Source organism: Massilia sp. DWR3-1-1 (assembly GCF_049898325.1).
Taxonomy (GTDB): Bacteria; Pseudomonadota; Gammaproteobacteria; order Burkholderiales; family Burkholderiaceae_D; genus JAFCUW01.
Genome location: NZ_JAFCXL010000006.1, coordinates 239,890 through 262,234, shown reverse-complemented (window position 1 = coordinate 262,234; position 22,345 = coordinate 239,890). Strand labels below are relative to the sequence as shown.

The window sequence follows — 22,345 nt, the reverse complement described above, 5'->3', positions numbered from 1 at the left end:
CACTGGTCGTCCCGCATGGTCATCACGACGGCGCGCTCCTGTGTCGTCAGATGGGTATAGATTTTCGGCATGGCAGCACCTTACAGCAAAGGGTGTTGCACTTGGTTTTAGAGGCTGCCCTATCTTCCATCCTTCACCTGCTGTTGCACATGGCGCACAGCGATCGACCGCTGACGTCGGACGAACTTGCTGGTTTTCTTCAAACCAATGCCACCCTGGTGCGGCGCACCCTCGCCGGCTTGCGCGAACGCGGCTACGTCGGCTCCTAGAAGGGCCATGGTGGCGGCTGGCTCATCACGGTCGATCTGCGCCAGGTGACCTTGTGCGACATTTATATCGGCGTCGGCTCACCGACCGTGTTCGCCATGGGCAACCGGCTCGAGCAACCGCAGTGCCTGGTCGAGCGGGTGGTCAATCAATCGCTCACCAGCGCGTTCGACGACGCCAAAGCGCTGCTGATCGCGCGCTTTGCCGAAGTCACCCTGGCCGACCTGTCGGCGCGTTTCAATGCCCAATACGCCAACCACGGAGCACACCACCATGCCAGTACCGCGGCAGCAAAGTGATTTCGACGCCATCGTCATCGGCGGCAGCTACGCCGGCCTGTCCGCCGCCCTGCAACTGGCGCGCGCGCAGCGTCGCGTGCTGGCCGCGTTGGCGCGCGACTGGGGCCAGGTCACCTTCTTTCTCAATCGCGCCTTCGACCCCAGTGCGGCGCAACTGGCGGCGCTGGCCGACGGCCGGCGGCGCGTCATGGCAGGCCTGTTCGTGGTCCCCCGCACCAGCGTCGGCAATACGCTGGCGGCGCAGCTGGGATGCGCGATGGAAGAAGGACCGCTGGGACAATTCGTGCAAACGGACGGGCAACAAGCGAGCACGGTGGACGGGGTGTTGTGCTGCGGCGATATGGCAAGGGCGGCCGGCAACGTCGCCTTTGCCGTCGCCGATGGCGCCATGGCCGGGGTGGCGGCGCACCGCTCGCTGATCGCGGCGCTGCGCGCGATGTCGCAGCAGGCTGGCGCCCATGGCGCCAGCCTGAAACTGTGCGAGGGTGCTGCGCTGTAGTTTTTTACGCAAGACTAAAGTCTCAAAAATGAAGCCGACTTATATGCCGGCTCTTTTTTCGCCCGTTTCATTGGCATACTAATATTTTAAATTTCTCTTTAGAATCAACAATGTACAGATGGATGCAATGAATGCGCTAATTATCTGTCGGGAAACTTTACAACTCTGTAAATGTCGATATATCAATCAAATAATTTATTTATATTATTCAAATGTTTACAAACGTGCGTAGCGTCCGGCATGCTTTTTGCTCAGATAAATGGCAGCATCACCTAACCCCGCCACCGGAGAATATCCATGTCAGTTCGCGCTTTTAGTAAATTTCTCGCAAGTCTGTCCTTGTTCGCTTGTGCCTCGGTGTTCGCCGCACCTTTGGTGATCAATGTCAGTGGAATTCAAAGTAATGGCGAACTGTTCGACCCAGCCAATCCGACGTTTAACTACCAGGTGGGCGCCAATGCAAGCGTCATCGGGATCAGCTACTCGGTGACCATGACTGCCTTCGATCCCAGCTATTTGTCAGAGATGGGGTTTGTCATTTCTGATTCCGGCGTGAACGAGGGCATCTTGTTCAATTTCGGCTTCGGCGTTGACGAGCCGGGTACCGCATTGTTTGCGGAGACGCTCGATCTGATCGCGGAAGGCTTGTCCTTCAATGTCGGCGCCGACGGACTCTTGCGGCTGGAATTCTATGAAGATTACGTGGATGATATTTCGCCAAACGGCATCTGGGACTCCGGTTTCATCACTATCACGTTCGCTGAAGACACCGTGCCGCCAAGCACCGACGTGCCTGAGCCAGCCACCGGTTTGCTGCTCTGCGCTGGCCTGGCTGCGCTCGGTTACACCAGCCGCCGTCGCCGCGCTGCCGCTGCCGTGTAACTGTTCTGCCTCTAAAAAAACCCGGCCGGCGCGCCTGATGCTGTTCAGTTAAGCTGGTTTTCGTAGAACGCGTGTGGCATAGCGCGGTGGTCCCGCCTTGACGGCCCGGTCGAATTTTCGATCGGGCCGTTCGTCATTCAGGAGGCTAAGCAGCCTTTCACGCACATGTTTCATCGCATCGGGCAGCCTGCAGTACGACCTGGTGACGGCTGCCCAGTGAAGCTCAAACTGGATCAGGTGGAGGGCGCGGATGAAGCTCACTTCGGTCGGTTCGCATTTGACGACCAAGGCAGCTTTGGCGATCTCCAGCCGGATCAGCTTGTAGGCAATCAAGGTTCCTCATAGATGGTCTGCTTGAGTTCACGGTAACTTGTTTCGATGCCCCAGCGACGCGTGTAGCAATGCGCGATATCGGCGGGTTTGTAGCGCCATCGATCGCGTAGCGACGTGAGCAAGATACGCTTGCGGGCCTGCGCATCGACAGCCGTACTGGCACGCGCATGCGCGGTGAAGTCATCGCCATTTTCATCGCCCTCAATGACTTCCCAGCGCGTGTTCGACTTTGTCGGGATGATGAAGTGACGCTCGCTGCCGCCTCGGGTGAGCGCACACAGAATTTCAGCCGAGAGGAAGCCGCGATCGAACACCGTCAGCGAATCGTTGGGTATCGCGTCAATCAGCTGTTTGGCATACAGCATTTCGTTGGTGCCGTACTGGCCAAACGCCGCGCTATGAACAAGATGCGTGGATAACGCGGTCAAGGTCACGCCACGCAGGTTAACAGCAGACCCCGGCGTTTACACGCCCCAAAATAAAAATGCCGCTCAGTCTTCACTGAACGGCATTACTGGCGTTGCCAGTCTTTTTTGCCTTCAAGGATCAAACCACTCAGGCAGCGCGCTTCCTGCGGGTCGCCGCGGCAATCGCCGCGCCGATTTCACCGACAATACCGCGGCGGAACAGCAGCACGCAGACGATGAAAATCAGGCCAGTGACCATGCCCACCGATTCGCCCAGCGTGGTGAACCACTCCAGGCCCGTGGTGCGGGCAATGAAATTGCCGACGTCGCCCAGCTTGTTTTCCAGCGCGATGATGATGAAGGCGCCCAGGATGGGGCCGACCAGGGTGCCCATGCCGCCCACCAGGGTCATCAGGACGACCAGGCCGGACATGCTCCAGTGGACGTCGGTGAGGGTCTCGAAACCGAGCACGACGGCCTTGGTGGACCCTGCCAGGCCCGCCAGCGCGGCCGACAGCACGAAGGCGGTCAGCTTGTAGCGGTCGACGTCGTAACCCAGAGAAATGGCACGGGGCTCGTTTTCCTTGATCGCCTTGAGCACCTGGCCGAACGGCGAGTGGACGATGCGCACGATCAAGGCGAAGCCGGCAATGGCAATGGCCAGCACCACGTAGTACATGGTGGTGTCGTTGGCCAGGTCGACCATGCCCAGCAGCTTGCCGCGGGGAATGCCCTGCAAGCCATCTTCACCGTGGGTGAAGGGGGCCCGCAGCATGCCGAAGTACACCATCTGCGCCAGCGCCAAAGTGATCATGGTGAAATAAATGCCCTGGCGACGGATCGCCAGCCAGCCCATCACCAGGCCGATCAGGGCCGCCACCACCACGCCGACCAGGATGCCCAGTTCGGTGGGCAGGCCCAAGGTGGTCAGCGCATAGCCGGTGAAATAGCCGGCGGCGCCGAAGAAGGCGGCGTGGCCGAACGAGAGCAGACCGGTGTAGCCGATCAGCAAATTGAACGCGCAGGCGAACAGGCCGAAGCACAGCAGCTTCATCAGGAACACGGGGTAGCCGACGAAGGGGGCGATCAGGGCCACCGCGAGGGCGATGGCGAAGCCGATTTTACGATACATGGTGACTCCTTATTTCTCTTTGCCGAACAGCCCGGCAGGACGGATCAACAGGACGATGACCATGACGACAAACACCACCACTTCGGACCCTTCCGGGTAGAACACGCGGGTAAATCCTTCGATGATGCCCAGGCCCAGGCCCGTCAGGATCGAACCCATGATGGAACCCATGCCGCCGATGACCACCACGGCGAACACGACGATGATCAGGTGCGAGCCCATCAGCGGGGTGACGTTGATGATGGGGGCCGCCAGCACGCCGGCGAAGCCGGCCAGGGCGACGCCGAAGCCGTAGGTGAGCGTGACCATCAGGGGCACGTTGATGCCGAACGCTTCGACCAGTTTCGGGTTCTCCGTGCCGGCGCGCAGGTAGGAGCCCAGCTTGGTTTTTTCGATGACGAACCAGGTGGCCAGGCACACGCTGAGCGAGGCGACGACGACCCAGGCGCGGTAGTTCGGCATGACCATGAAGCCCAGGTTGGTGGCGCCCTGCAGCAGTTCCGGCACGTCGATGGACTGGCCGGAGACGCCGAAGAAGGAACGGAACACCCCTTCGAGCAGCAAGGTGATGCCGAAGGTGAGCAACAAGCCATACAAATGGTCGAGTTTATACAGCCAGCGCAGCATCGATTTTTCGACCAGGATGCCGAAGACGGCGACGATCAGGGGGGCGACGAGCAACATCACCCAGTAATTGAGGCCCAGCGTGGTGACGCCGATGAACGCGAGAAACGCGCCCACCATGTAGAGCGCACCGTGCGAAAAGTTAATTACGTTGAGCAAGCCGAAAATCACGGCCAGACCCAGCGACAACATGGCATAGAAGGAGCCGTTGACGAGTCCCAGCAAAAGCTGGCTCATCAAGGCAGGAAGCGGAACGCCGAAGATTTCCATGGCATCACAGTACAAAAACACCGGGGGGACCGGCGTGGACTAAAGAACACGCCGCACCGCGAAACGCGGCACGGCGCAAGCGCGTTTTACAACAGAAACAAAAATACAGGGCAATCACGAAAGAAGCGGGTACGCGACCCGCTTCTTGAAATGCAGCCCGGCATCGCGCCGGGCCCTGCCATCACACCTTGATTATTTCCAGAGTGCGCACTTGCTTTCGGCCTTGGTGGCGTAAGCCTGGGCGCCAGGGATGGTGGCGACGACTTTATAGTAATCCCACGGGTACTTCGACTCGGCCGGGGTTTTGACTTGCATCAGGAACATGTCGTGGACCATGCGGCCGTCCGGACGGATCACGCCGCCCTTGGCGAACATGTCGTTGATGGGAGTCTTTTTCATGTGCGCCATGATTTTTTCCGGATCGTCGCTACCGATGGCCTTGACGGCGGCCAGGTAGTTCGACGCGGCCGAGTAATCGGCCGCTTGCAGCATCGACGGCTCTTTCTTCATCTTGGCGAAATAGCGCTTCGACCAGGCGCGGCTCTGGTCATTCTGGTCCCAGTACCAACCGTCCGTCAGGTACATGCCCTGGGTCATTTTCAAGCCCAGCGAGTGCACATCGTTGATGAACATCAGCAAGCCGGCCAGCTTCATGGTCTTGGTGATGCCGAACTCGTTGGCCGCCTTGATGGCATTGATGGTGTCGCCGCCCGCATTGGCCAGGCCCAGGATTTGCGCTTTCGACCCTTGCGCCTGCAGCAGGAAGGACGAGAAGTCCGACGCCGCCAGCGGATGCTTGGCGCTGCCCAGCACGGTGCCGCCGTTGGCTTTGACCACTTCGGCCGTGTCTTTCTCGAGCGACTGGCCGAACGCGTAGTCAGCCGTCAGGAAGTACCACGATTTGCCGCCCTGCTTGACGATGGTCGAGCCGGTGCCGCGCGCCAGGGCGATGGTGTCGTAGGCGTAGTGCACGGTGAACGGGGTGCATTCTTCATTCGTCAGGCGGGCCGAACCGGCGCCGATCGAAATGAACACTTTTTTCTTTTCCGCGGCGATTTTCGCCATGGCCAGGCTGGTGCCCGAATTGGTGCCGCCGATGAGCATGTCGACGCCCTCGCGGTCAAACCATTCGCGCGCCTTGCTGGCGGCGATATCGGCCTTGTTCTGGTGGTCAGCGACGACGAATTCAATTTTTTTGCCGTTGATCATGCCGCCCATGTCGGCGATCGCCATTTTGACCGCTTCGGCGCCGCCGTTGCCGTCGACATCCGAATAGGTGCCCGACAGGTCGGTGATCATGCCGATTTTGATGGTGTCGCCCGAGATTTGCGCCTGGGCCGACATGGACATGCTCATGGCGCACAGGGCACCGGCTGCGGTGGCAATAACGTTACGTTTCATTTTGTCTCCGTGAGGATATTATTTAGATTAAGCCAACACCATTTAAACGCCCAGCAGCTCGGTCAGCACCGGCATCTTGGCGTTCAATTCAGACGAAGCGAAGGTCTCGACGATCTGACCGTGCTCCATCACGTAAAACCGGTCCGCCAGCGGTGCAGCGAAGCGGAAATTCTGTTCCACCATGACGATGGTGTAGCCCTTCGACTTGAGCGTGAGTATCATGCGGGCCAGGCCCTGCACGATCACGGGCGCCAGGCCTTCGGAAATTTCGTCCAACAACAGCAAACGGGCGCCCGTGCGCAAGATGCGCGCCACCGCCAGCATTTGCTGCTCGCCGCCCGACAGGCGCGTGCCCTGGCTGTTGCGGCGCTCGTACAGATTCGGGAACATCTGGTAAATCTCTTGCACCGACATGCCCTTGTCCGTGCCAGCCAGGGCCGGCGGCAGCATCAGGTTTTCTTCCGTCGACAGGGAGGAAAAAATGCCCCGTTCTTCCGGGCAGTAACCCACGCCCAGGTGGGCGATGCGGTGGGTCGGCATGCCGATCGATTCGGTGCCGTTGATCTTGATGGAGCCTGTGCGCTTGCCCGTCAGGCCCATGATGGCGCGCATGGTGGTGGTGCGCCCGGCGCCGTTGCGACCGAGTAAGGTCACCACTTCGCCCTGGTTCACCGACAGGTTCACGTCATGCAAGATGTGCGATTCGCCGTACCAGGCGTGCAGATTGCTGATCTCGAGTGCGGCCGCCATCAGTGGGCTCCTTCCAGCGCGACATCGACCGTGCCCATGTACGCTTCCATCACTTGCGGATTTTTCGATACCTCGGCGTAACTGCCCTCGGCCAGCATGGCGCCGCGCTGCAGGACGGAAATCTTGTCACAAATACCGGAGACCACGCTCATATTATGTTCAACCATCAGGATGGTGCGTCCGCTTGACACTTTTTTGATCAACTCGGTCACGCGGTGGACGTCTTCGTGGCCCATGCCCTGGGTCGGTTCGTCCAGCAGCATCAGTTCCGGCTGCATCGCCAGGGTGGTGGCAATTTCCAGCGCCCGCTTACGGCCGTAGGGCATGTCGACGGTGATGGTGTCGGCAAATTCGGTCAGGTCGACTTCGGCCAGCAATTGCATGGCGCGGTCGTTCAGACTCGACAATGAGCGCTCGCTCTTCCAGAAGTGGTACGAGGTACCGAGCTGGCGCTGCAAGCCGATGCGCACGTTCTGCAGCACGGACAGGTGGGGAAACACCGCCGAAATCTGGAACGACCGGATGATGCCCTTGCGGGCAATCTGGGCGGGCGCTTCCGCCGTGATGTCTTTGCCATTGAACAAGATCTGGCCCGAGGTGGGCACCAGGAACTTGGTGAGCAAATTGAAACAGGTGGTCTTGCCGGCCCCGTTCGGGCCGATCAAGGCGTGGATATGGCCGCGCTCGACGCTCAAATTCACGTCACTCACCGCCGTAAAACCCTTGAACTCTTTGGTCAAGTTGCGGGTTTCCAAGATGACGTCCATTGTATCTCCGAAATATTTTTATGTTACTGCTATCTTATTTGCTCACGATAATACACAGATCATCACACGCTCACAATACGGTATAAATACGGTGATCCGCCCCCCGCACGCGCCCTGTTTTGGGGCCTTGCCGGCGCGCTAAGCGGTCGCACCAAGCACGGACCGCTGCGCCTCCCCCATGATCAGCTGGGCCGCTTTTTCGGCAATCATCAGGGTGGGCGAGTTGGTGTTGCCCGAGGTAATAGTCGGCATCACGGACGCATCGATCACCCGCAAACCGGCCACCCCGATCACTTTCAGATCGCTGCCGACGACGGCCAGCGGATCGGCCACCAGGCCCATCTTGCAGGTGCCGACGGGGTGGAAGATGGTCGTGCCGATCAGGCCGGCCGCTTCGGCCAGCTGTTCTTCGGTGCTGTAGGCCAGGCCCGGCTTGTACTCGACGGGGCCGTATTGCGCCAGCGCGGGCGCGGCGACGATGCGCCGCGTCAGCGCCAGCGCGGCGGCGGCCACCTTGCGGTCTTCGGCCGTGCTCAGGTAATTGGGCACGATTTTCGGCGCCGCGTGGCTGTCGGCGCTGGCCAGGCGCACATGGCCGCGCGAGGTGGGGCGCAGATTGCAGACGCTGGCGGTGAACGCGGGAAACGGGTGCAGGGGGTCGCCGAATTTCTCCAGAGACAATGGTTGCACGTGGTATTGCAAATTGGCCGAGGCCTGCGCCGGATCGGACCGGGCGAAGGCGCCCAGTTGCGACGGCGCCATCGACATGGGCCCGCTCTGGCGCAAGGTATATTCGAGGCCGATTTTCATCTTGCCGAACCAGCTTGCCGAGGTGGTGTTGAGGGTTTTTGCCTTGCTCACTTTATAGACCATGCGCAGCTGCAAGTGATCCTGCAAGTTCTCGCCCACGCCGGCGCGGTCGACCAGCGGCACGATGCCCAGCGCGTGCAGGGCCGGCGCCGGCCCCACACCGGACAGTTGCAAGATGGCGGGCGAGCCGATGGCGCCTGCCGCCAGCAGCGTTTCGCGCTCGGCGTCGGCGCGAAAGCGCCGCCCGCCCCCCGTAAATTCGACGCCACGGCAGATGGCGGCGCCGCTGGCGTCCTTCTCGATGAGCAGGCGCTCAACGTGGCAGCCCGTCATGATGGTCAGGTTCGGCCGCCCGGCGGCGGGGCGCAGGAAGGCCTTGGCGGTGTTCCAGCGGATGCCGCGCTTCTGGTTGACTTCAAAATAGGCACTGCCCTGGTTGTCGCCGCCGTTGAAATCGTCGATCTTGGGAATGCCGACCTGGTCGGCGGCGTCGCGGAAGGCGTCGAGGATCTGCCAGGACAGGCGCTGCTTTTCCACCCGCCACTCGCCACCGGCGCCGTGCAGGGCGCTGGCGCCGCCGTGGTGGTTCTCCGTTTGCATGAACAGGGGCAGCACCTGGTCCCAGCGCCACGAGGGATCGTCCGTCAGAGCGGCCCAGTGATCGTAATCGCCCCGCTGGCCGCGCATGTAGATCATGCCGTTGATGGACGAGGAGCCGCCCAGCACCTTACCGCGCGGATACATCAGCGAGCGCCCGCCCAGGCCCACGTCCGGCTCGGTTTTATACAGCCAGTCCGTGCGCGGGTTGCCGATGCAGTGCAGGTAGCCGACGGGAATGTGGATCCACAGGTAGTCGTCCTTGCCGCCCGCCTCGATGAGCAGCACATTGTGATGTTTGTTGCGGGTCAGGCGGTTGGCCAGCAAGCAGCCGGCCGTGCCTGCACCCACGATGATGTAGTCGTATTGTCCTGCCGATTCCAAGCACGTCTCCTCGAATGTTTTTTTAATCTCTGCTTGCTTGCTGCTGCGCCAGCTCGGCCGCCAAGGTCGCCATCAGGCGGGCCGCCGGCATGGCGCGTGCCCGGTTCACGCCCGTGCCGGCCCACAGCGACATCGATTCGCTGTCGTTGGCGGCGGCGGCGGCGGCGCGGATGCTGGCCGTCAACGCATTTTGAACAGGATACGCTGGAACCTGCTCTTCCACACCAGCCATTTGACGCATGAAGCCATTTTCGATCCCTCTCGCATAGCGGCCGGAAAACGCGCGCGTGAGCCGGGTGTGGGCGTTGCCGGCCAGCAGGCGCTGCTTGTAGGCCGGATGCAACGCCGCTTCGTCCGTCACCAGGAACGCCGTTCCCATCTGCACGGCACTGGCCCCCAGGTCGAGCGCGGCGCGGATGTCGGCGCCGTCCATGATGGCGCCGGCGGCAATCACGGGAATCGACACGGCTTGCGCCACCTGCGGCCACAGTGAGCGGGCAGCCAGGGTGGCGTCCTCCTGGCGGCCGAGAAAGGTGCCCCGGTGGCCGCCCGCTTCGATGCCGGAGGCAATCACGGCATCGGCGCCCACGGCTTGCCAGGCCAGCGCCTCGGCCACGCTGGTGACGGTGCCGATCACGCCGATGCCGGCCCCATGCAGGCGCTCGACCTGGTCCGCCGTCAAAATATCGAAGGTAAAACTGGCCAGCGGCGGGCGCACTGCCAGCAGCGTGTCGAACTGGGCCGCGAAATCCTGGCACCACTGGGCCGGTCGCGGCAGAGCACTCCAGCCCAGCGGCTTCCAGACGGGCTCGAGCAGCGCGCTGGCGGCGGCAATCTCCGCCTCGGTGGGGGCAGGCGTGTGCTGGACAAACAAATTGAGCAGCCACGGCCCGGATGTGAGCGCTTGCACCTGCGCCGCCTGCTCCCGCAGGGCCTGGGGCGACAACAAGGAGCCGGCCAGGCTGCCCACGCCGCCCGCATGGGACACGGCCGCGATCAGGGCCGGCGTACAGAAACCACCCGCCATGGGCCCCTGGATGATGGGGCAGCGCAACGATTCAAGCAGTTTTTTGGCGTTCATGAGGCCTCCTGTGGATAAGTGTCTGGATATCCACAGGCACCGATTGTGGATAAACCCCATTTTATGCACAGGCTTTTTTTTGTCCAGAATTGGTTCTGCCATCATACAGAATCGTTAACAGCCTTGTACAGCGCGCAAGCGCTTGATTTTATTCAAAAATAAGGGCTTATCCACAGAAAACAGGGCCTGTTAACAACTACTACTAAACTTGTATACCTATCTTGTTAAGTAAACAGATAAAAAAAAAAGGCCACCCCGACCCCGAAAAACCGCCCCGGAAAACGGTGTTGCCGATTTTGAATTTTGTTGAATTTCCAAAAAAAAATGGGACGCCAACAAAAGAACGAGGCCAGCTGCCTGGCCACACTGGCAAACCGCTTGTGGATAAGCTATTGGATATCCACAGGGTCATTTGTGCAAAACCCCGTAAAAGTCGCGTAGCGGGAAAATTGTCCAACAACCTTCCCCGTTCGATACAATGTTTACGAGACCGCTTGTCATCGCCGTAAACCATTGAGCCTGTTGATAAATAGTGAGTTATCCACAGAACCCCTGGATGCCTACTATTACTACTACCTTTGTATACCTATCTTTGTATAAAACAGTAAACAACGCAGGCCGGTGGACAAGTCGGTGATGTGCCGTTTTTTTTTAAATTCAACCCCGTCTACAGAACATGGCTGCCTCTTCGATGTACCGTCTCGGCATCATCAGCGCTCTACAGGAAGAGCAACAAGGGCTGGTAGAAGCCATGCAAGGGGCCGCCACGCACATCCACGGCAGGCGCGACTACACCACCGGCACCCTGTGGGGCATCGATGCTGTGTGCGTGCTCTCGCGCATTGGCAAGGTCGCCGCTGCCATGACGGCAACTTTGCTTGTGGAAAAGTTCGGCGTAAGCCACCTGGTGTTCACCGGCGTTGCCGGCTCGGGCGGACCGGGGGTACGGGTAGGCGACATCGTCGTGGCCGATTACCTGGTCCAGCACGACATGGATGCCAGTCCCCTGTTCCCGCCCTGTGAAGTGCCGTTGACGGGAATGGTCTACTTTGCGGCCGACACGGACCTGTCAACGCGGCTGGCACAGGCCGTTGCGTATTTCGTGGCCCTGCAGCTGCCCAGCGCCATCGACGATGGGGAAAAAAAGCTGTTTGGTTTGCACGACGTAAAAGTGCACCGGGGGCTGGTGGCCAGCGGCGACCAGTTTATCCACAGCGCCGAGCGCATCGCCGGCCTGGCCCACGCCCATCCGGGTCTGCTGGCGGTGGAAATGGAAGGGGCGGCGGTGGCCCAGGTGTGTTTTGAATTGAACGTGCCGTTTGCCGTCATGCGCACCATTTCCGACAACGCCAATGAAAAAGCGGCCACCGATTTCTTGCACTTCGTGCAAGCGGTGGCCGCCCAATATGCGTTTTATAGTATCAAACGCTTGTGCGAACAATTGGCGGCGCCCGTCAACGACGACTGAACGGGCGCGCTTTCACTATAGTCCCAGCGTCATCAGGCTGGCATTGCCGCCCGCGGCCGTGGTGTTGACGCACAGAGCCCGCTCGGCCACCAGGCGCCACAGGGGAATGGCGGCGCTGGCGCTGGTGGCGATCAGGCTGATCAGGGCGCCTTCGGCGGCTGCCGCTTCAACCGTGACGGCGGCGCTGGTCCCTTCGTCCACCAGCGCGATCTGGCACGGTGCGGGCGCCCTGGCCAGCCGGTCGACGACATCGATGTGCGCGAGCACGGCCGCCGGCAAGCCGGCCAGCAAGCGCGCATCGAGCACCAGCGCGCGGTTGCCCGTGGCAAACACAGCAGCGAGCTGGTTGAGCAGCACCGCCACATCGCTGGCCGCACACAGCACCAAACCGCGCTGGGCAAAGGCGAGCGTATTGCGTTCGCCCGTCGGACCGGGCAAGGTGAGCGTGACGCCCTGCAGGCTTGCGCTTTGATATTGCGCAATCAACGCGTCCAGGCCCCCATGCTGATTGCTCCGCGCCCAGTCGCCCAGCACCGTCATCAGGCCCAGCGACGCCGAAGGCGCACGGGGGACGTCCAGTTCCGGTTCGGGCGCCGCCACTTGCAGGCGCTTCAGGTAGAGCGGACCGCCCGCCTTGGGACCGGTGCCCGATTTGCCTTCGCCGCCAAACGGCTGCACCCCCACCACGGCGCCGACGATGTTGCGATTGACGTAGATATTGCCCACGTGGGCCCGCTGGGTAATAAAGTCGATGGTTTCATCGATCCGGGAATGGACCCCCAGGGTCAGGCCGAAACCGCTGGTATTGATGGCCTCGACCAGTTGCGCCAGGTCGGCGCGGCGGTAGCGGATCACGTGCAGCACGGGACCGAACACTTCCTTCGTCAATTCGGCCAGCGAGCCGATTTCCAGCACGGTGGGCGCCACGAAGGTGCCGTTCTGCGTCAGGCTGGCGGGCAGCTCGAGCGAATAATGCGATTTTGCCGTCGCTGTCAGGCGCGCGATGTGGGCCAATAAATTGTCGCGCGCTTCGGCGTCGATGACGGGGCCGATATCGATGGCCAGCCGGTCCGGCACGCCCACGCGCAATTCCTGCATGGCGCCCTTGAGCATGCGCAAGGTCTTGTCGGCGATTTCTTCCTGCAAGAACAGCACGCGCAGCGCCGAACAGCGCTGGCCGGCGCTGTCGAACGCGGAACTGAGGGCGTCCTGCACCACCTGTTCCGGCAGGGCCGAGGAATCGACGATCAGGGCATTCTGGCCGCCCGTCTCGGCAATCAGGGCGATTTCTCCGTGTTCGGCGATCGCGCGCGCCGCCAGGGTGCGGTTGATCAGTTGCGCCACTTCCGTGGAACCGGTAAAAATCACCCCCTTGATGCGCGCGTCGGCCGTCAGGGCGGCGCCCACCACGTCGCCGCGGCCGGGTAGCAGTTGCAGCGCCGCCAGCGGCACGCCGCCTTCATGGAACAATTGCACGGCCCGGTGGGCGATCAGGGGGGTCTGCTCGGCCGGCTTGGCCAGCACCACGTTGCCGGCCACCAGCGCGGCCGCCACCTGGCCCGTAAAAATCGCCAGCGGGAAATTCCATGGGCTGATGCACACCACCGGCCCCAGCGCCGTCGCCGGCGCGCTGGTGGCCGCCTGCTGGGCGTAATAACGGAGGAAATCGACCGCTTCGCGCACCTCGGCGATGGCATTGGGCAGCGATTTTCCCGCCTCGCGCACGGCCAGCGCCATCAGTTCCGGGCAATGGCTTTCGAACAGGTCGGCCACCCGCGCCAGCATCGCCGCGCGCGTCGCCGGGCTGTGCGCCTGCCAGGCGGCGGCGGCGGCGGCGGCGGCGGCCAGGGCGGCCTCGACCTGCTCGGCGCTGGCGTCCTCCACGGTGCCGACCACGTCGGCGTGGAAAGCGGGATTGCACACGGCGCGCGGCGGCGCACCGGTGGGCGCCGCGCCGGCACCGATCAAGGGCGCCGCCGCATAGCTGCGCGGTGTACTCAAGGCGCTCGCCAGCGACGTGAGCACGTTTTCGTCCGTCAGATCGAGGCCGGCCGAATTGCGCCGTTCGGCGCCGAACAGCTGGCGCGGCAGGGCGATGCCCGGGTGCGCTCTGCCTTGCAGGGCGGCGGCGGTCTCGAGCGGATCGGCGATCAGCGTGGCGATCGACACTTGCGGATCGACGATCTGGTTGACGAACGAGGAATTGGCGCCGTTTTCCAGCAGGCGCCGCACCAGGTAGGCCAGCAGGGTTTCATGCGAGCCCACCGGCGCATAAATGCGGCAGGCCTTGTCGAGGTGTTCGACGCCCACCACCTGGTCGTACAGGGTTTCCCCCATGCCGTGCAGGCACTGGAATTCGTAATTGCTGATGCCGTCCGCCTTCGCCCAGCTATAGATGACGGCCAGCGAATGGGCATTGTGGGTGGCAAATTGCGGGTACAGGCAATCGGCGGCCGACAACAGTTTGCGGGCGCAGGTCAGATAGCTGACGTCGGTATAGACTTTGCGCGTGTAGACGGGGAAACCGAGCATGCCATCGACCTGGGCGCGCTTGATTTCAGCATCCCAATAGGCCCCCTTGACCAGGCGCACCATGAATTTGCGGCCGCTGCGCTGGGCCAGGTCGACCAGGAAATCGATCACGAAGGGGCAGCGTTTTTGATAGGCTTGCACCACGAAGCCGATGCCGTCGAAGCCGGCCAGCGCGGGATCGAAGGCCATCGCTTCCATCATGTCGAGCGATATTTCCAGCCGTTCCGCTTCTTCCGCGTCGATATTGATGCCGATATTGTATTGCTTGGCCAGCAGCACCAGCGCTCGCACACGGGGCAACAATTCGTTCATCACGCGCGCGTGCTGGGCGCGGCTGTAGCGGGGGTGCAGGGCCGAGAGCTTGATGGAAATGCCGGGGCCGTCGTTGATGCCGCGGCCGTTCGAGGCGCGGCCGATGGCGTGGATGGCCGTTTCGTAGGACTGGTAATAGGCTTGCGCGTCCGCTTCCGTCAGCGCCGCTTCGCCCAGCATGTCGTAGGAATAGCGGTAGCCGCGCGCCTCGTTGGGGCGGCTGTTTTTCAGCGCTTCGTCGATCGTCTGGCCGGTGACGAACTGGTTGCCCAGCATGCGCATGGCCAGGTCGACGCCCTTGCGGATCAGCGGTTCGCCGCCCTTGCCGATCAGCTTGGTTAAGGCCGAACCCAGGCCCTGCTCGCTGCTGGTGCCCACCAGCTTACCGGTGATCAACAGGCCCCAGGTGGCGGCATTGACGAACAGGGACGGCGACTCGCCTAGGTGCTTGCGCCAGTCGCCCTTGCTGATTTTGTCGGCAATCAAGCGGTCGGCGGTGGCGCTGTCGGGAATGCGCAGTAAGGCTTCGGCCAGGCACATCAGGGCGACCCCTTCTTCCGACGACAGGGAAAATTCATGCATGAGCGCGTCCACACCGGATGCCCGCGTGCGCTTGGCCCGCACTTGCTCGACCAGGCGGCGCGCCAGTGACGCGGCGTCGGCATTGGCGCGCGCGCCCTGGGCCAGCAGCCATTGCACGGCGCTCGCCTCGTCGCGGCGGTAAGCGGCGGTGATGGCGGCCCGCAGCATCGACTGGGGCGGCTTGATTTCAGCGAGCAGGGCGGCAAACGGCAACTGCGACAGGTCGGAGGATGCGGCAATATTCATGGAGGACTCTTTATGTGCAAGGGAGGAAATAGGCTGTCGATGGCCGGCGGCAGCAGGCGACGCGGCGCCCGCACGGCCCCCATCGGACCATCTGCTGATGGCAAATGCGCGGAGTTGGGCGCCCAAAAGATTGATTCGATTGTAGTGGGATTTCTTCTGGATTAATTGTGGTATTAGGGAATACTAGCAATAGATAGTTTTTGGTGAGACAATTTGACCAAATAAAATTTATTCTGGGGGACGAAGTCATGCTTGACAAGATCAGCAAGAAAATCCTGGCCGAACTGCAAAATGACGGGCGCATCAGCAACGTCGAACTGGCCGCGCGGGTCAACCTGTCGCCGGCCGCCTGCCTCGAGCGGGTGCGCAAGTTGCACGAGTCCGGTTACATCATGGGTTACACGGCCCAGCTCAATCCCCAATTGCTGGACGTGTCCTTGCTGGTGTTCATCGAAGTGGTGTTGGACCGCACCACCCCGGAAGTGTTCGACGCCTTTAAAAACAGCGTGCAACTCATTCCCGAGGTGCTCGAGTGCCACATGGTGGCGGGCGGTTTCGACTACCTGGTCAAGGCGCGCGTGAAGGACATGGCGGCCTACCGCGAGTTTCTGGGCAAAACCTTGCTGCAGAAAGGCGTGCGCGAGACGCACACCTATGCGGTGATGGAAGAAGTCAAAAACACCACCAAATTGCCGATACGCTAGCGTCTATTCGACCGTGCTGTGGCTCTTGTGGGCCGGCGACATCATCAAATCCATCGTCTCGAAATGCTTGCGCAGCCAGGTGTGCGCGGGGCTGCGGGCGTCGCGCTCGTGCCACAGCATGTCGATATGCACTGCCGGCAGGGTGAACGGCAGTTCACGCCAGACCAGTGCGTCGGCCGTGCCCGTCGAGGCGATCAGGTGCTTGGGCAGGACGGTGATCAGGTCGGAATTGGCGACGACGCGGCCGGCCGTGAAAAACTGGTTCACTGTTAACAGGATGCGCCGTTCGCGGCCCAGCTGGGCCAGCGCCTCGTCCGTCAAACCGTGGGCGCGGCCGGAAAAGCTGACCAATAAATGGTTGGCGGCCACGTAGCGGTCCAGCGTCAGTTCCTGCCTGGCCAGCGGATGGTGCTTGCGCATCACACACACGTAGCGGCCCGAGTACAGGCGTTCGTGGCGGATGGGCGAGCTGGTGTCGGACGACAATTGTGCCGCCACCCCGGGAAAAAAGCCGACGGCCAGGTCGATGTCGCCGCGCAGCAACATGGGCCGCGGTTCGCGCGTGGTCAGGGGCACCATGCGCACGGTGACGCCGGGCGCCTCGCTTTCGATGGCGCGCATCAGCGAGGGCAGCCAGAAGGCGGCGGTGGCGTCGGCCATCGCCATCCGAAACGTCGTGTTCGCTTTCGACACATCGAAGGTACCGGGCGCGACCGCCGCTTCCAGCCCCGCCAGCGCTTGCCGCACGGCCGGCCACAACTGTTCGGCGCGCGGAGTCGGCTTGACGCCATACGCCGTGCGGATCAATAAATCGTCGCCGAGACTTTCGCGCAAGCGCTTGATGGCGTTCGACACCGCCGGCTGGGTCATGGCCAGGTGGCCGGCGGCGCGTGTCAGGTTCTGTTCCGTCATGACGGCGTCAAAGACGCGCAGCAGGTTCAGGTCGAGGGTGAGAAAGCTCATGGCGGGGTCTGGTGGGGTAGGTTCATGCAGCCAACATGTTGATGTCAATATACATCATCCATTCAGCATTCGTATAATCGGTATTGGTAATTGGAATTAGATTTATATGTTGCGTTGCACTATAGTTTGCTCATAGTAAGCTAAATTCATTGGAAATCCCGTGTCGTTCACCTCAAGTATGTTTCAATCTGTAGCCGGCGTCCCCGTGATGCCCATCGTCAGTGTGATGCTGGCCGTCTCCGCCCTTGCCGGCATCGGCGTGTTTTTCAAGCCGCTGCTCAGCGGCATGGCCAAGGCCGCCGTCCTGATGGTGCGTCCCCGCCTGACGCGCGAGCAGCGCGCCGCCCGCGCCGTAGCGCGCTGATTTCCAGGTCGTTCGACGACTTCGTAAAAAAGCGGCGCCCGGGAAAACCGGGGCGCCGCTTTTTTTGTGTGCGCGCGAAACCTTAGCGGGCTGCGCCCAGCAGTGCCGGCTTCAAGCCGCTGTCGACGGGTTTGTCACCCAGCCAGATGCGCAGCACGGCATTATAAAAGCCGGGATCGGCAATGGTCTCGCCCACTTTTTTGCCGTTCAGTTCGGCCACGGTGCCGGCGCCGGGGATCAGGTCCAGGTGCAGTACATCACCCTTCTTGACGCCGGGGATGGCGCCGAACAATTCGCCGAACTTGGCGATCTGGCCCGCATATTTGGCCTTTTCGGTGGCGTCGATATTGTCGTTGATGCCCTTCATGAAGGCATCGCCGAAGTCGGCCGAGCTGACGTCGCGCATCATCACGATGGTCATGCGGCGGGGACCTTCCTGCTTGAGGATGTCGGCGACGTTATTCTTTTTTTCTGCCAGGTACAAGCCGGCCGCATACACCTTGAAAATGACCTTGGTGCGGATACCGGCGCCATTGAGGACCAGGTCCTTGCCGGCCACCTTGGCGGTGTCGTCGAGTTTGACGCCGGCCACTTCGGCGGCGAAGCTGCCTTGCGCCACGGCGCATGCCATCAAGGCGCCGGCAAACCAGTGTTTCAGAACAAATCGTGTCGCGACCATGGTGTCTCCATTATTGTTGGAATTGAGGAAGTGCGCCTGAATATAGCACGAGCGTGCGCGGCCGCGGCAAGCGCGGCCGGTGTATTCCTGCCGGGACCGTTCAGGCGGTCTTGGCGGCCGTCAGTTGCGTGTATTTGAACAGCAGCTGTTCGGGCGATTCGCGCCAGGCCGGATCGAAGGGAATGCAGCTGACGGGGCACACTTGCTGGCACTGGGGCTCGTCGAAATGGCCGACGCATTCGGTGCACTTGCTGGCGTCGATCTCGTAGATCTCCGCGCCCATATAAATGGCCTCATTCGGGCATTCGGGCTCGCACACGTCGCAGTTGATGCAATCGTCGGTAATCATCAAGGCCATGGTCGCAGCTCTTAAGGGGTGCCGGTTTGCGCTGCCAGCTCGGCCGCTTCGGCCATCGCCACGATTTTCTTTTGCAGCCAGCGGTCGACCGAGGGGAAGACGAACTTGGACACATCGCCGCCCAGGATGGCGATCTCGCGCACGATGGTGCCGGAGATGAACTGGTACTGGTCCGACGGCGTCAGGAACAGCGTTTCGACGTCGGGCAGCAGGTAGCGGTTCATGCCGGCCATCTGGAATTCGTATTCGAAGTCGGAGACGGCGCGCAGGCCGCGCACGATGACGCGGGCGTCGTGCTTGCGCACGAAATCCTTGAGCAGCCCGGAAAAGCTTTCCACCTTGACGTTCGGATAATGGCCGAGCACTTCATTGGCAATTTCCAGCCGTTCTTCCAGCGAAAAGAAGGGACGCTTGTTCTTGCTGTCGGCAACGCCGACAACCAGGGTGTCGAACAGTCCGGAGGCCCGGCGCACCAGGTCTTCATGGCCTCGGGTTAAGGGATCGAAGGTTCCCGGATATACGGCTACAACCATTGCGGCTCCCTGGAGATGCACTCATATAGAACGCGCATTATGCCCGAAAATCGGGCTTCTGCCCCATAACAGGGCCATGGCGCCCCGCGCGGGCGGACCATCAGTCGACGGTGCGCCGTTGCAGCAGATAATAAAACACGATGCCCGCCTTGTCTTCGCGCACGGCCCTCCACGGCGCCAGCCAGGCCGGCGTGGGCGGCGCATCGACCGTTTCCGGCTGGGGAAACGGCAAGGGGGTGCCCGATTCGACATACACGAGGCCGTCTTCGTCCAGCAAGTCCAGGCACAAGGGCAAGCTTTTCGACAACAGGTCCTGCTGGTAGGGGGGATCGAGAAACACCAGGTCGTAGCGGGCGCCACGGGCGGCCAGGGTGGCGGCGGCGGCCAGCGCATCGGCGCGCTGGACGGTGACGTTGTCGGCGTGCAGCTTGTCCTTGATCTCACCGAGCTGGCGCACCACTTGCGGGTGCGAATCGATCAGCGTCACCGCCGCGGCGCCACGGCTGGCCGCCTCCAGGCCCAGCGCACCGCTGCCGGCGAACAGGTCGAGCACGCGGGCCGTTTGCCACTGGTGGTCCCACAGATGGCTGATCCAGTTGTAGACGGTCTCGCGGACGCGGTCGGGGGTGGGGCGCAGGCCCAGTGCGTCGAGCACGGGCAACTGGCTGCGTTTCCAGGCGCCGCCGATGATGCGAACGTGCTTCGGCGGCGGGGGGCGGTGGACGGGGACTTTGGCGGGCTTTTTTTGCATGGCCGTCACTATATCACTGCCCTGTGGCGTCAAGCGCCGTTCAAGTCTGCGGCTGGGTCGCCAGCACATTGAAATCGTCGATCCAGCCGGCCATGCGTTTTTGCGCATTGGCCTTCTGTACCGGCGTGGCGATCTTGACGGCGGTGAGGATCATCTGGATGGTCTGCTCTTCGTAGGCGTCGAAAAACGCCTTGCGCTCGGGCGCATCCATGCGGTCGAACAATTCGCGCACCAGGCCGTGCAGCTGGGTGATGGTGGCGTCCTTGGCCAGTTTTTCCTGCTGCACCTTGCGCAGCACGGCGACGATGCGTTTCTGGCGGCGCACCCGCTCATCGAGCCAGATCTCGTTGTTCAAGGCGCGCGCGTCGGAGGCCTTGCGCAGCTGGGCTTCCTGCTCGCTGCTGAAGCGGCCAAACCACAGGTCGAACTGCTCCATCGATTTCTTGAAGCGGGCCTTTTGCTGCTCCTCGAGGTCGCCTTTCATGAATTTTTTGCGGAAGTCGTCGTTGTTCTTGGCGAACTTCTTTTCCATCTGGGTGATCTGCTCCGGCTTGACGGTGCGCGCCAGGTCAGCCAGTTCCGGCAGGGCTTTGAAGGCAAGCAACTCGGTGCGCGCACGGACCTGGTCGTAATTGGCGTGCAGATCGGCGGCTGTCAGGTTGCCGGCCAGCTGGCGCTGGCCTGTCTGCAACAGTTGCACATAATCTTTCAATTGGGTCTTGCGGTGCCACTGGAACAGGTTGTCGATGTCGCGCTTGACGAAGCCGGACTGGTCGCTGTCGAAGTCCAGGTAGTTGTTGAGCCACCAATACAGCACGGTGTCGCCGTGGTTATAGGTAAACCGGATGCTGCTGCAGGCGGCCAGCATGGCCATCAGTGCGATCAGGAACAGCAGGCGAAGCCGGCTTGCGGCGCTGGTGGTCGTGTTAAAATTTTTCATCTATATAACTCTTTCAAAGTGCTGCTCATGAACGTTGTCATTCTCGCCGCCGGTATGGGCAAGCGCATGCAATCGGCGTTGCCGAAAGTCCTGCACCCGCTGGCGGGCAAGCCGCTGTTGCAACACGTCATTGATACTGCGCGTGAACTTTCACCGAGCAAATTATGCGTGATTTACGGGCATGGCGGCGCAGCGGTGCCGAAGATGATCGAAGCACAAAACAATGGCGAGCATGCGGCCATCGACACGGCCTTGCAAGAACCGCAACTTGGCACGGGCCATGCGGTCATGCAAGCCCTGCCCCAGCTGGATGATTCGGTGCCCACCCTGATCCTGTACGGCGACGTGCCGTTGACCACGGCCGACTCGTTGCGCCGGCTGGTGCTGGCGGCCGGCAGCGACAAGCTGGGCATCCTGACGGTCGAGCAAAGCAATCCTTTCGGCCTGGGCCGCATGGTGCGCGAACACGGCGAGATCGTCCGCATCGTCGAAGAGAAGGACGCCACCGACGAAGAGCGCAAGATTCGCGAGATCAACAGCGGCATCATGGTCGCCCCCACCCGCCGCCTGAAAGAATGGTTGAGTTCGCTGTCGAACAACAATGCGCAGGGCGAGTATTACCTCACCGACATCGTCGCCAAGGCGGTGGCGGAACACATGACGGTGGTGTCGGCCCAGCCCGCGGCCGAGTGGGAAGTGGCGGGCGTGAACAGTAAGGTGCAACTGGCCGAGCTCGAGCGCCGCCACCAGGGCAAGCTGGCCCATGCCCTGCTGGAACAGGGCGTGACGCTGATGGACCCGGCCCGCATCGACATCCGCGGCACCCTGACGTGCGGGCGCGACGTGACGATCGATGTCGGTTGCGTGTTCGAGGGAACGGTGGTGCTGGCCGATGGCGTGACGGTGGGCGCCCATAGCGTGCTGGTCAATTCGAACGTGGGTGCGGGCGTGCAGATCAAGCCGTTTTGCCATATCGACGGCGCCCAGGTGGGCCCGCAATCGCAGATCGGCCCGTATGCCCGCCTGCGCCCCGGCGCCGAACTGGGCCAGGACGTCCACATCGGCAACTTCGTCGAAGTCAAGAACAGCACCATCGCCGCCCACAGCAAGGCCAATCACCTGGCCTACGTGGGCGACGCCACCGTGGGCGCGCGGGTGAACATCGGCGCCGGCACCATCACCTGCAACTACGATGGCGTCAACAAATTCCGCACGGTGATCGAAGATGACTGTTTTATTGGCAGCGACACCCAACTGGTGGCGCCGGTCACGGTGGGCGCGGGCGCCACGCTGGGGGCCGGCACCACGCTGACGAAAAACGCGCCGGCTGGCAAGCTGACCATTTCGCGCGCGCGGCAAGTGACCGTCGACCACTGGCAGCGGCCCGTGAAAATCAAGAAGTGAGGCGTC

The 22,345-nt window shown here is 61.9% G+C and carries 20 protein-coding genes and 3 pseudogenes; 8 read left to right on the top strand and 15 right to left on the bottom strand.

Going from position 1 to position 22,345, the window contains the following annotated elements; genetic code table 11:
* From ACP7EY_RS08875 to ACP7EY_RS08860, 4 genes and pseudogenes are all read left to right on the top strand, one after another.
* A pseudogene (locus ACP7EY_RS08875) lies at positions 1-269 on the top strand (hypothetical protein); the annotation flags it as partial.
* A gap of 12 nt (positions 270-281) precedes the next feature.
* Positions 282-566 (top strand): annotated as a pseudogene (locus ACP7EY_RS08870) (Rrf2 family transcriptional regulator); the annotation flags it as partial.
* A complete protein-coding gene (locus ACP7EY_RS08865; protein ID WP_426192540.1) occupies positions 541-1,065 on the top strand; it encodes a hypothetical protein in 525 nt (174 codons plus the stop codon). The pseudogene ACP7EY_RS08870 and the gene ACP7EY_RS08865, both read left to right, overlap by 26 nt.
* 297 nt (positions 1,066-1,362) lie before the next feature.
* Positions 1,363-1,947 (top strand): PEP-CTERM sorting domain-containing protein, encoded by a 585-nt coding sequence (locus ACP7EY_RS08860; RefSeq protein ID WP_426192538.1) that lies wholly within the window; start codon positions 1,363-1,365, stop codon positions 1,945-1,947.
* A gap of 48 nt (positions 1,948-1,995) precedes the next feature.
* Here ACP7EY_RS08860 and ACP7EY_RS08855 read toward each other — a convergent pair.
* The 8 genes and pseudogenes from ACP7EY_RS08855 to ACP7EY_RS08820 form a co-directional block, all read right to left on the bottom strand.
* A pseudogene (locus tag ACP7EY_RS08855) lies at positions 1,996-2,723 on the bottom strand (transposase); the annotation flags it as partial.
* Positions 2,724-2,835: 112 nt separating this feature from the next.
* Positions 2,836-3,819 carry a branched-chain amino acid ABC transporter permease gene (locus ACP7EY_RS08850; protein ID WP_426192536.1) on the bottom strand — a complete coding sequence of 328 codons (984 nt, stop codon included), beginning with the start codon at positions 3,817-3,819 and terminating at the stop codon, positions 2,836-2,838.
* Between the two features lie 9 nt (positions 3,820-3,828).
* Positions 3,829-4,713: a branched-chain amino acid ABC transporter permease gene (locus ACP7EY_RS08845; protein ID WP_426192534.1), complete on the bottom strand. Its 885-nt coding sequence runs from the start codon at positions 4,711-4,713 to the stop codon at positions 3,829-3,831.
* Between the two features lie 192 nt (positions 4,714-4,905).
* Positions 4,906-6,114, bottom strand: a complete 1,209-nt coding sequence (locus tag ACP7EY_RS08840) for an ABC transporter substrate-binding protein (RefSeq protein ID WP_426192532.1) — start codon at positions 6,112-6,114, stop codon at positions 4,906-4,908.
* Between the two features lie 42 nt (positions 6,115-6,156).
* A complete protein-coding gene (locus ACP7EY_RS08835; RefSeq protein WP_426192530.1) occupies positions 6,157-6,864 on the bottom strand; it encodes an ABC transporter ATP-binding protein in 708 nt (235 codons plus the stop codon).
* Complete coding sequence (locus ACP7EY_RS08830; RefSeq protein WP_426192528.1) at positions 6,864-7,631, bottom strand: ABC transporter ATP-binding protein; 768 nt, start codon at positions 7,629-7,631, stop codon at positions 6,864-6,866. The genes ACP7EY_RS08835 and ACP7EY_RS08830 overlap by 1 nt, the downstream gene beginning before the upstream one ends.
* Positions 7,632-7,769: 138 nt before the next feature.
* Positions 7,770-9,422 carry a GMC family oxidoreductase gene (locus tag ACP7EY_RS08825; RefSeq protein ID WP_426192527.1) on the bottom strand — a complete coding sequence of 551 codons (1,653 nt, stop codon included), beginning with the start codon at positions 9,420-9,422 and terminating at the stop codon, positions 7,770-7,772.
* A gap of 22 nt (positions 9,423-9,444) precedes the next feature.
* The gene (locus tag ACP7EY_RS08820) at positions 9,445-10,503 is read right to left on the bottom strand and encodes an NAD(P)H-dependent flavin oxidoreductase (RefSeq protein ID WP_426192525.1); all 1,059 of its coding nucleotides are present in this window, start codon (positions 10,501-10,503) and stop codon (positions 9,445-9,447) included.
* A gap of 676 nt (positions 10,504-11,179) precedes the next feature.
* Here ACP7EY_RS08820 and ACP7EY_RS08815 point away from each other — a divergent pair.
* Entirely contained in the window at positions 11,180-11,971 is a 792-nt protein-coding gene (locus ACP7EY_RS08815) for a 5'-methylthioadenosine/adenosylhomocysteine nucleosidase (RefSeq protein ID WP_426192523.1), read from the top strand.
* Positions 11,972-11,986: 15 nt separating this feature from the next.
* Here ACP7EY_RS08815 and putA read toward each other — a convergent pair whose 3' ends face one another.
* The gene (gene putA / locus ACP7EY_RS08810; RefSeq protein WP_426192521.1) at positions 11,987-15,643 is read right to left on the bottom strand and encodes a trifunctional transcriptional regulator/proline dehydrogenase/L-glutamate gamma-semialdehyde dehydrogenase; all 3,657 of its coding nucleotides are present in this window, start codon (positions 15,641-15,643) and stop codon (positions 11,987-11,989) included.
* A 248-nt stretch (positions 15,644-15,891) separates the two neighbouring features.
* Between putA and ACP7EY_RS08805 the strand changes: the two genes are divergently transcribed.
* Positions 15,892-16,347: an Lrp/AsnC ligand binding domain-containing protein gene (locus ACP7EY_RS08805; protein ID WP_305507256.1), complete on the top strand. Its 456-nt coding sequence runs from the start codon at positions 15,892-15,894 to the stop codon at positions 16,345-16,347.
* 3 nt (positions 16,348-16,350) lie between these two features.
* Here ACP7EY_RS08805 and ACP7EY_RS08800 read toward each other — a convergent pair whose 3' ends face one another.
* On the bottom strand, positions 16,351-17,310 hold the full coding sequence (locus ACP7EY_RS08800; RefSeq protein WP_426192519.1) for a LysR family transcriptional regulator: 960 nt from the start codon (positions 17,308-17,310) through the stop codon (positions 16,351-16,353).
* A gap of 208 nt (positions 17,311-17,518) precedes the next feature.
* Between ACP7EY_RS08800 and ACP7EY_RS08795 the strand changes: the two genes are divergently transcribed.
* Entirely contained in the window at positions 17,519-17,674 is a 156-nt protein-coding gene (locus ACP7EY_RS08795) for a hypothetical protein (RefSeq protein ID WP_426192517.1), read from the top strand.
* Between the two features lie 82 nt (positions 17,675-17,756).
* Here ACP7EY_RS08795 and ACP7EY_RS08790 read toward each other — a convergent pair whose 3' ends face one another.
* The 5 genes from ACP7EY_RS08790 to ACP7EY_RS08770 all read right to left on the bottom strand — a co-directional run bounded on the left by ACP7EY_RS08790 (position 17,757) and on the right by ACP7EY_RS08770 (position 20,935).
* Positions 17,757-18,353 carry a chalcone isomerase family protein gene (locus ACP7EY_RS08790; protein ID WP_426192515.1) on the bottom strand — a complete coding sequence of 199 codons (597 nt, stop codon included), beginning with the start codon at positions 18,351-18,353 and terminating at the stop codon, positions 17,757-17,759.
* A 100-nt stretch (positions 18,354-18,453) separates the two neighbouring features.
* Complete coding sequence (locus ACP7EY_RS08785) at positions 18,454-18,711, bottom strand: YfhL family 4Fe-4S dicluster ferredoxin (protein ID WP_426192513.1); 258 nt, start codon at positions 18,709-18,711, stop codon at positions 18,454-18,456.
* Between the two features lie 11 nt (positions 18,712-18,722).
* Positions 18,723-19,244 carry a pantetheine-phosphate adenylyltransferase gene (coaD, locus tag ACP7EY_RS08780; RefSeq protein WP_426192511.1) on the bottom strand — a complete coding sequence of 174 codons (522 nt, stop codon included), beginning with the start codon at positions 19,242-19,244 and terminating at the stop codon, positions 18,723-18,725.
* A 100-nt stretch (positions 19,245-19,344) separates the two neighbouring features.
* A complete protein-coding gene (rsmD, locus tag ACP7EY_RS08775; protein ID WP_426192509.1) occupies positions 19,345-19,995 on the bottom strand; it encodes a 16S rRNA (guanine(966)-N(2))-methyltransferase RsmD in 651 nt (216 codons plus the stop codon).
* A 40-nt stretch (positions 19,996-20,035) separates the two neighbouring features.
* Complete coding sequence (locus ACP7EY_RS08770) at positions 20,036-20,935, bottom strand: DUF6279 family lipoprotein (protein WP_426192507.1); 900 nt, start codon at positions 20,933-20,935, stop codon at positions 20,036-20,038.
* 27 nt (positions 20,936-20,962) lie between these two features.
* Between ACP7EY_RS08770 and glmU the strand changes: the two genes are divergently transcribed.
* On the top strand, positions 20,963-22,339 hold the full coding sequence (gene glmU / locus ACP7EY_RS08765; protein ID WP_426192505.1) for a bifunctional UDP-N-acetylglucosamine diphosphorylase/glucosamine-1-phosphate N-acetyltransferase GlmU: 1,377 nt from the start codon (positions 20,963-20,965) through the stop codon (positions 22,337-22,339).
* Positions 22,340-22,345 lie beyond the last annotated feature (6 nt).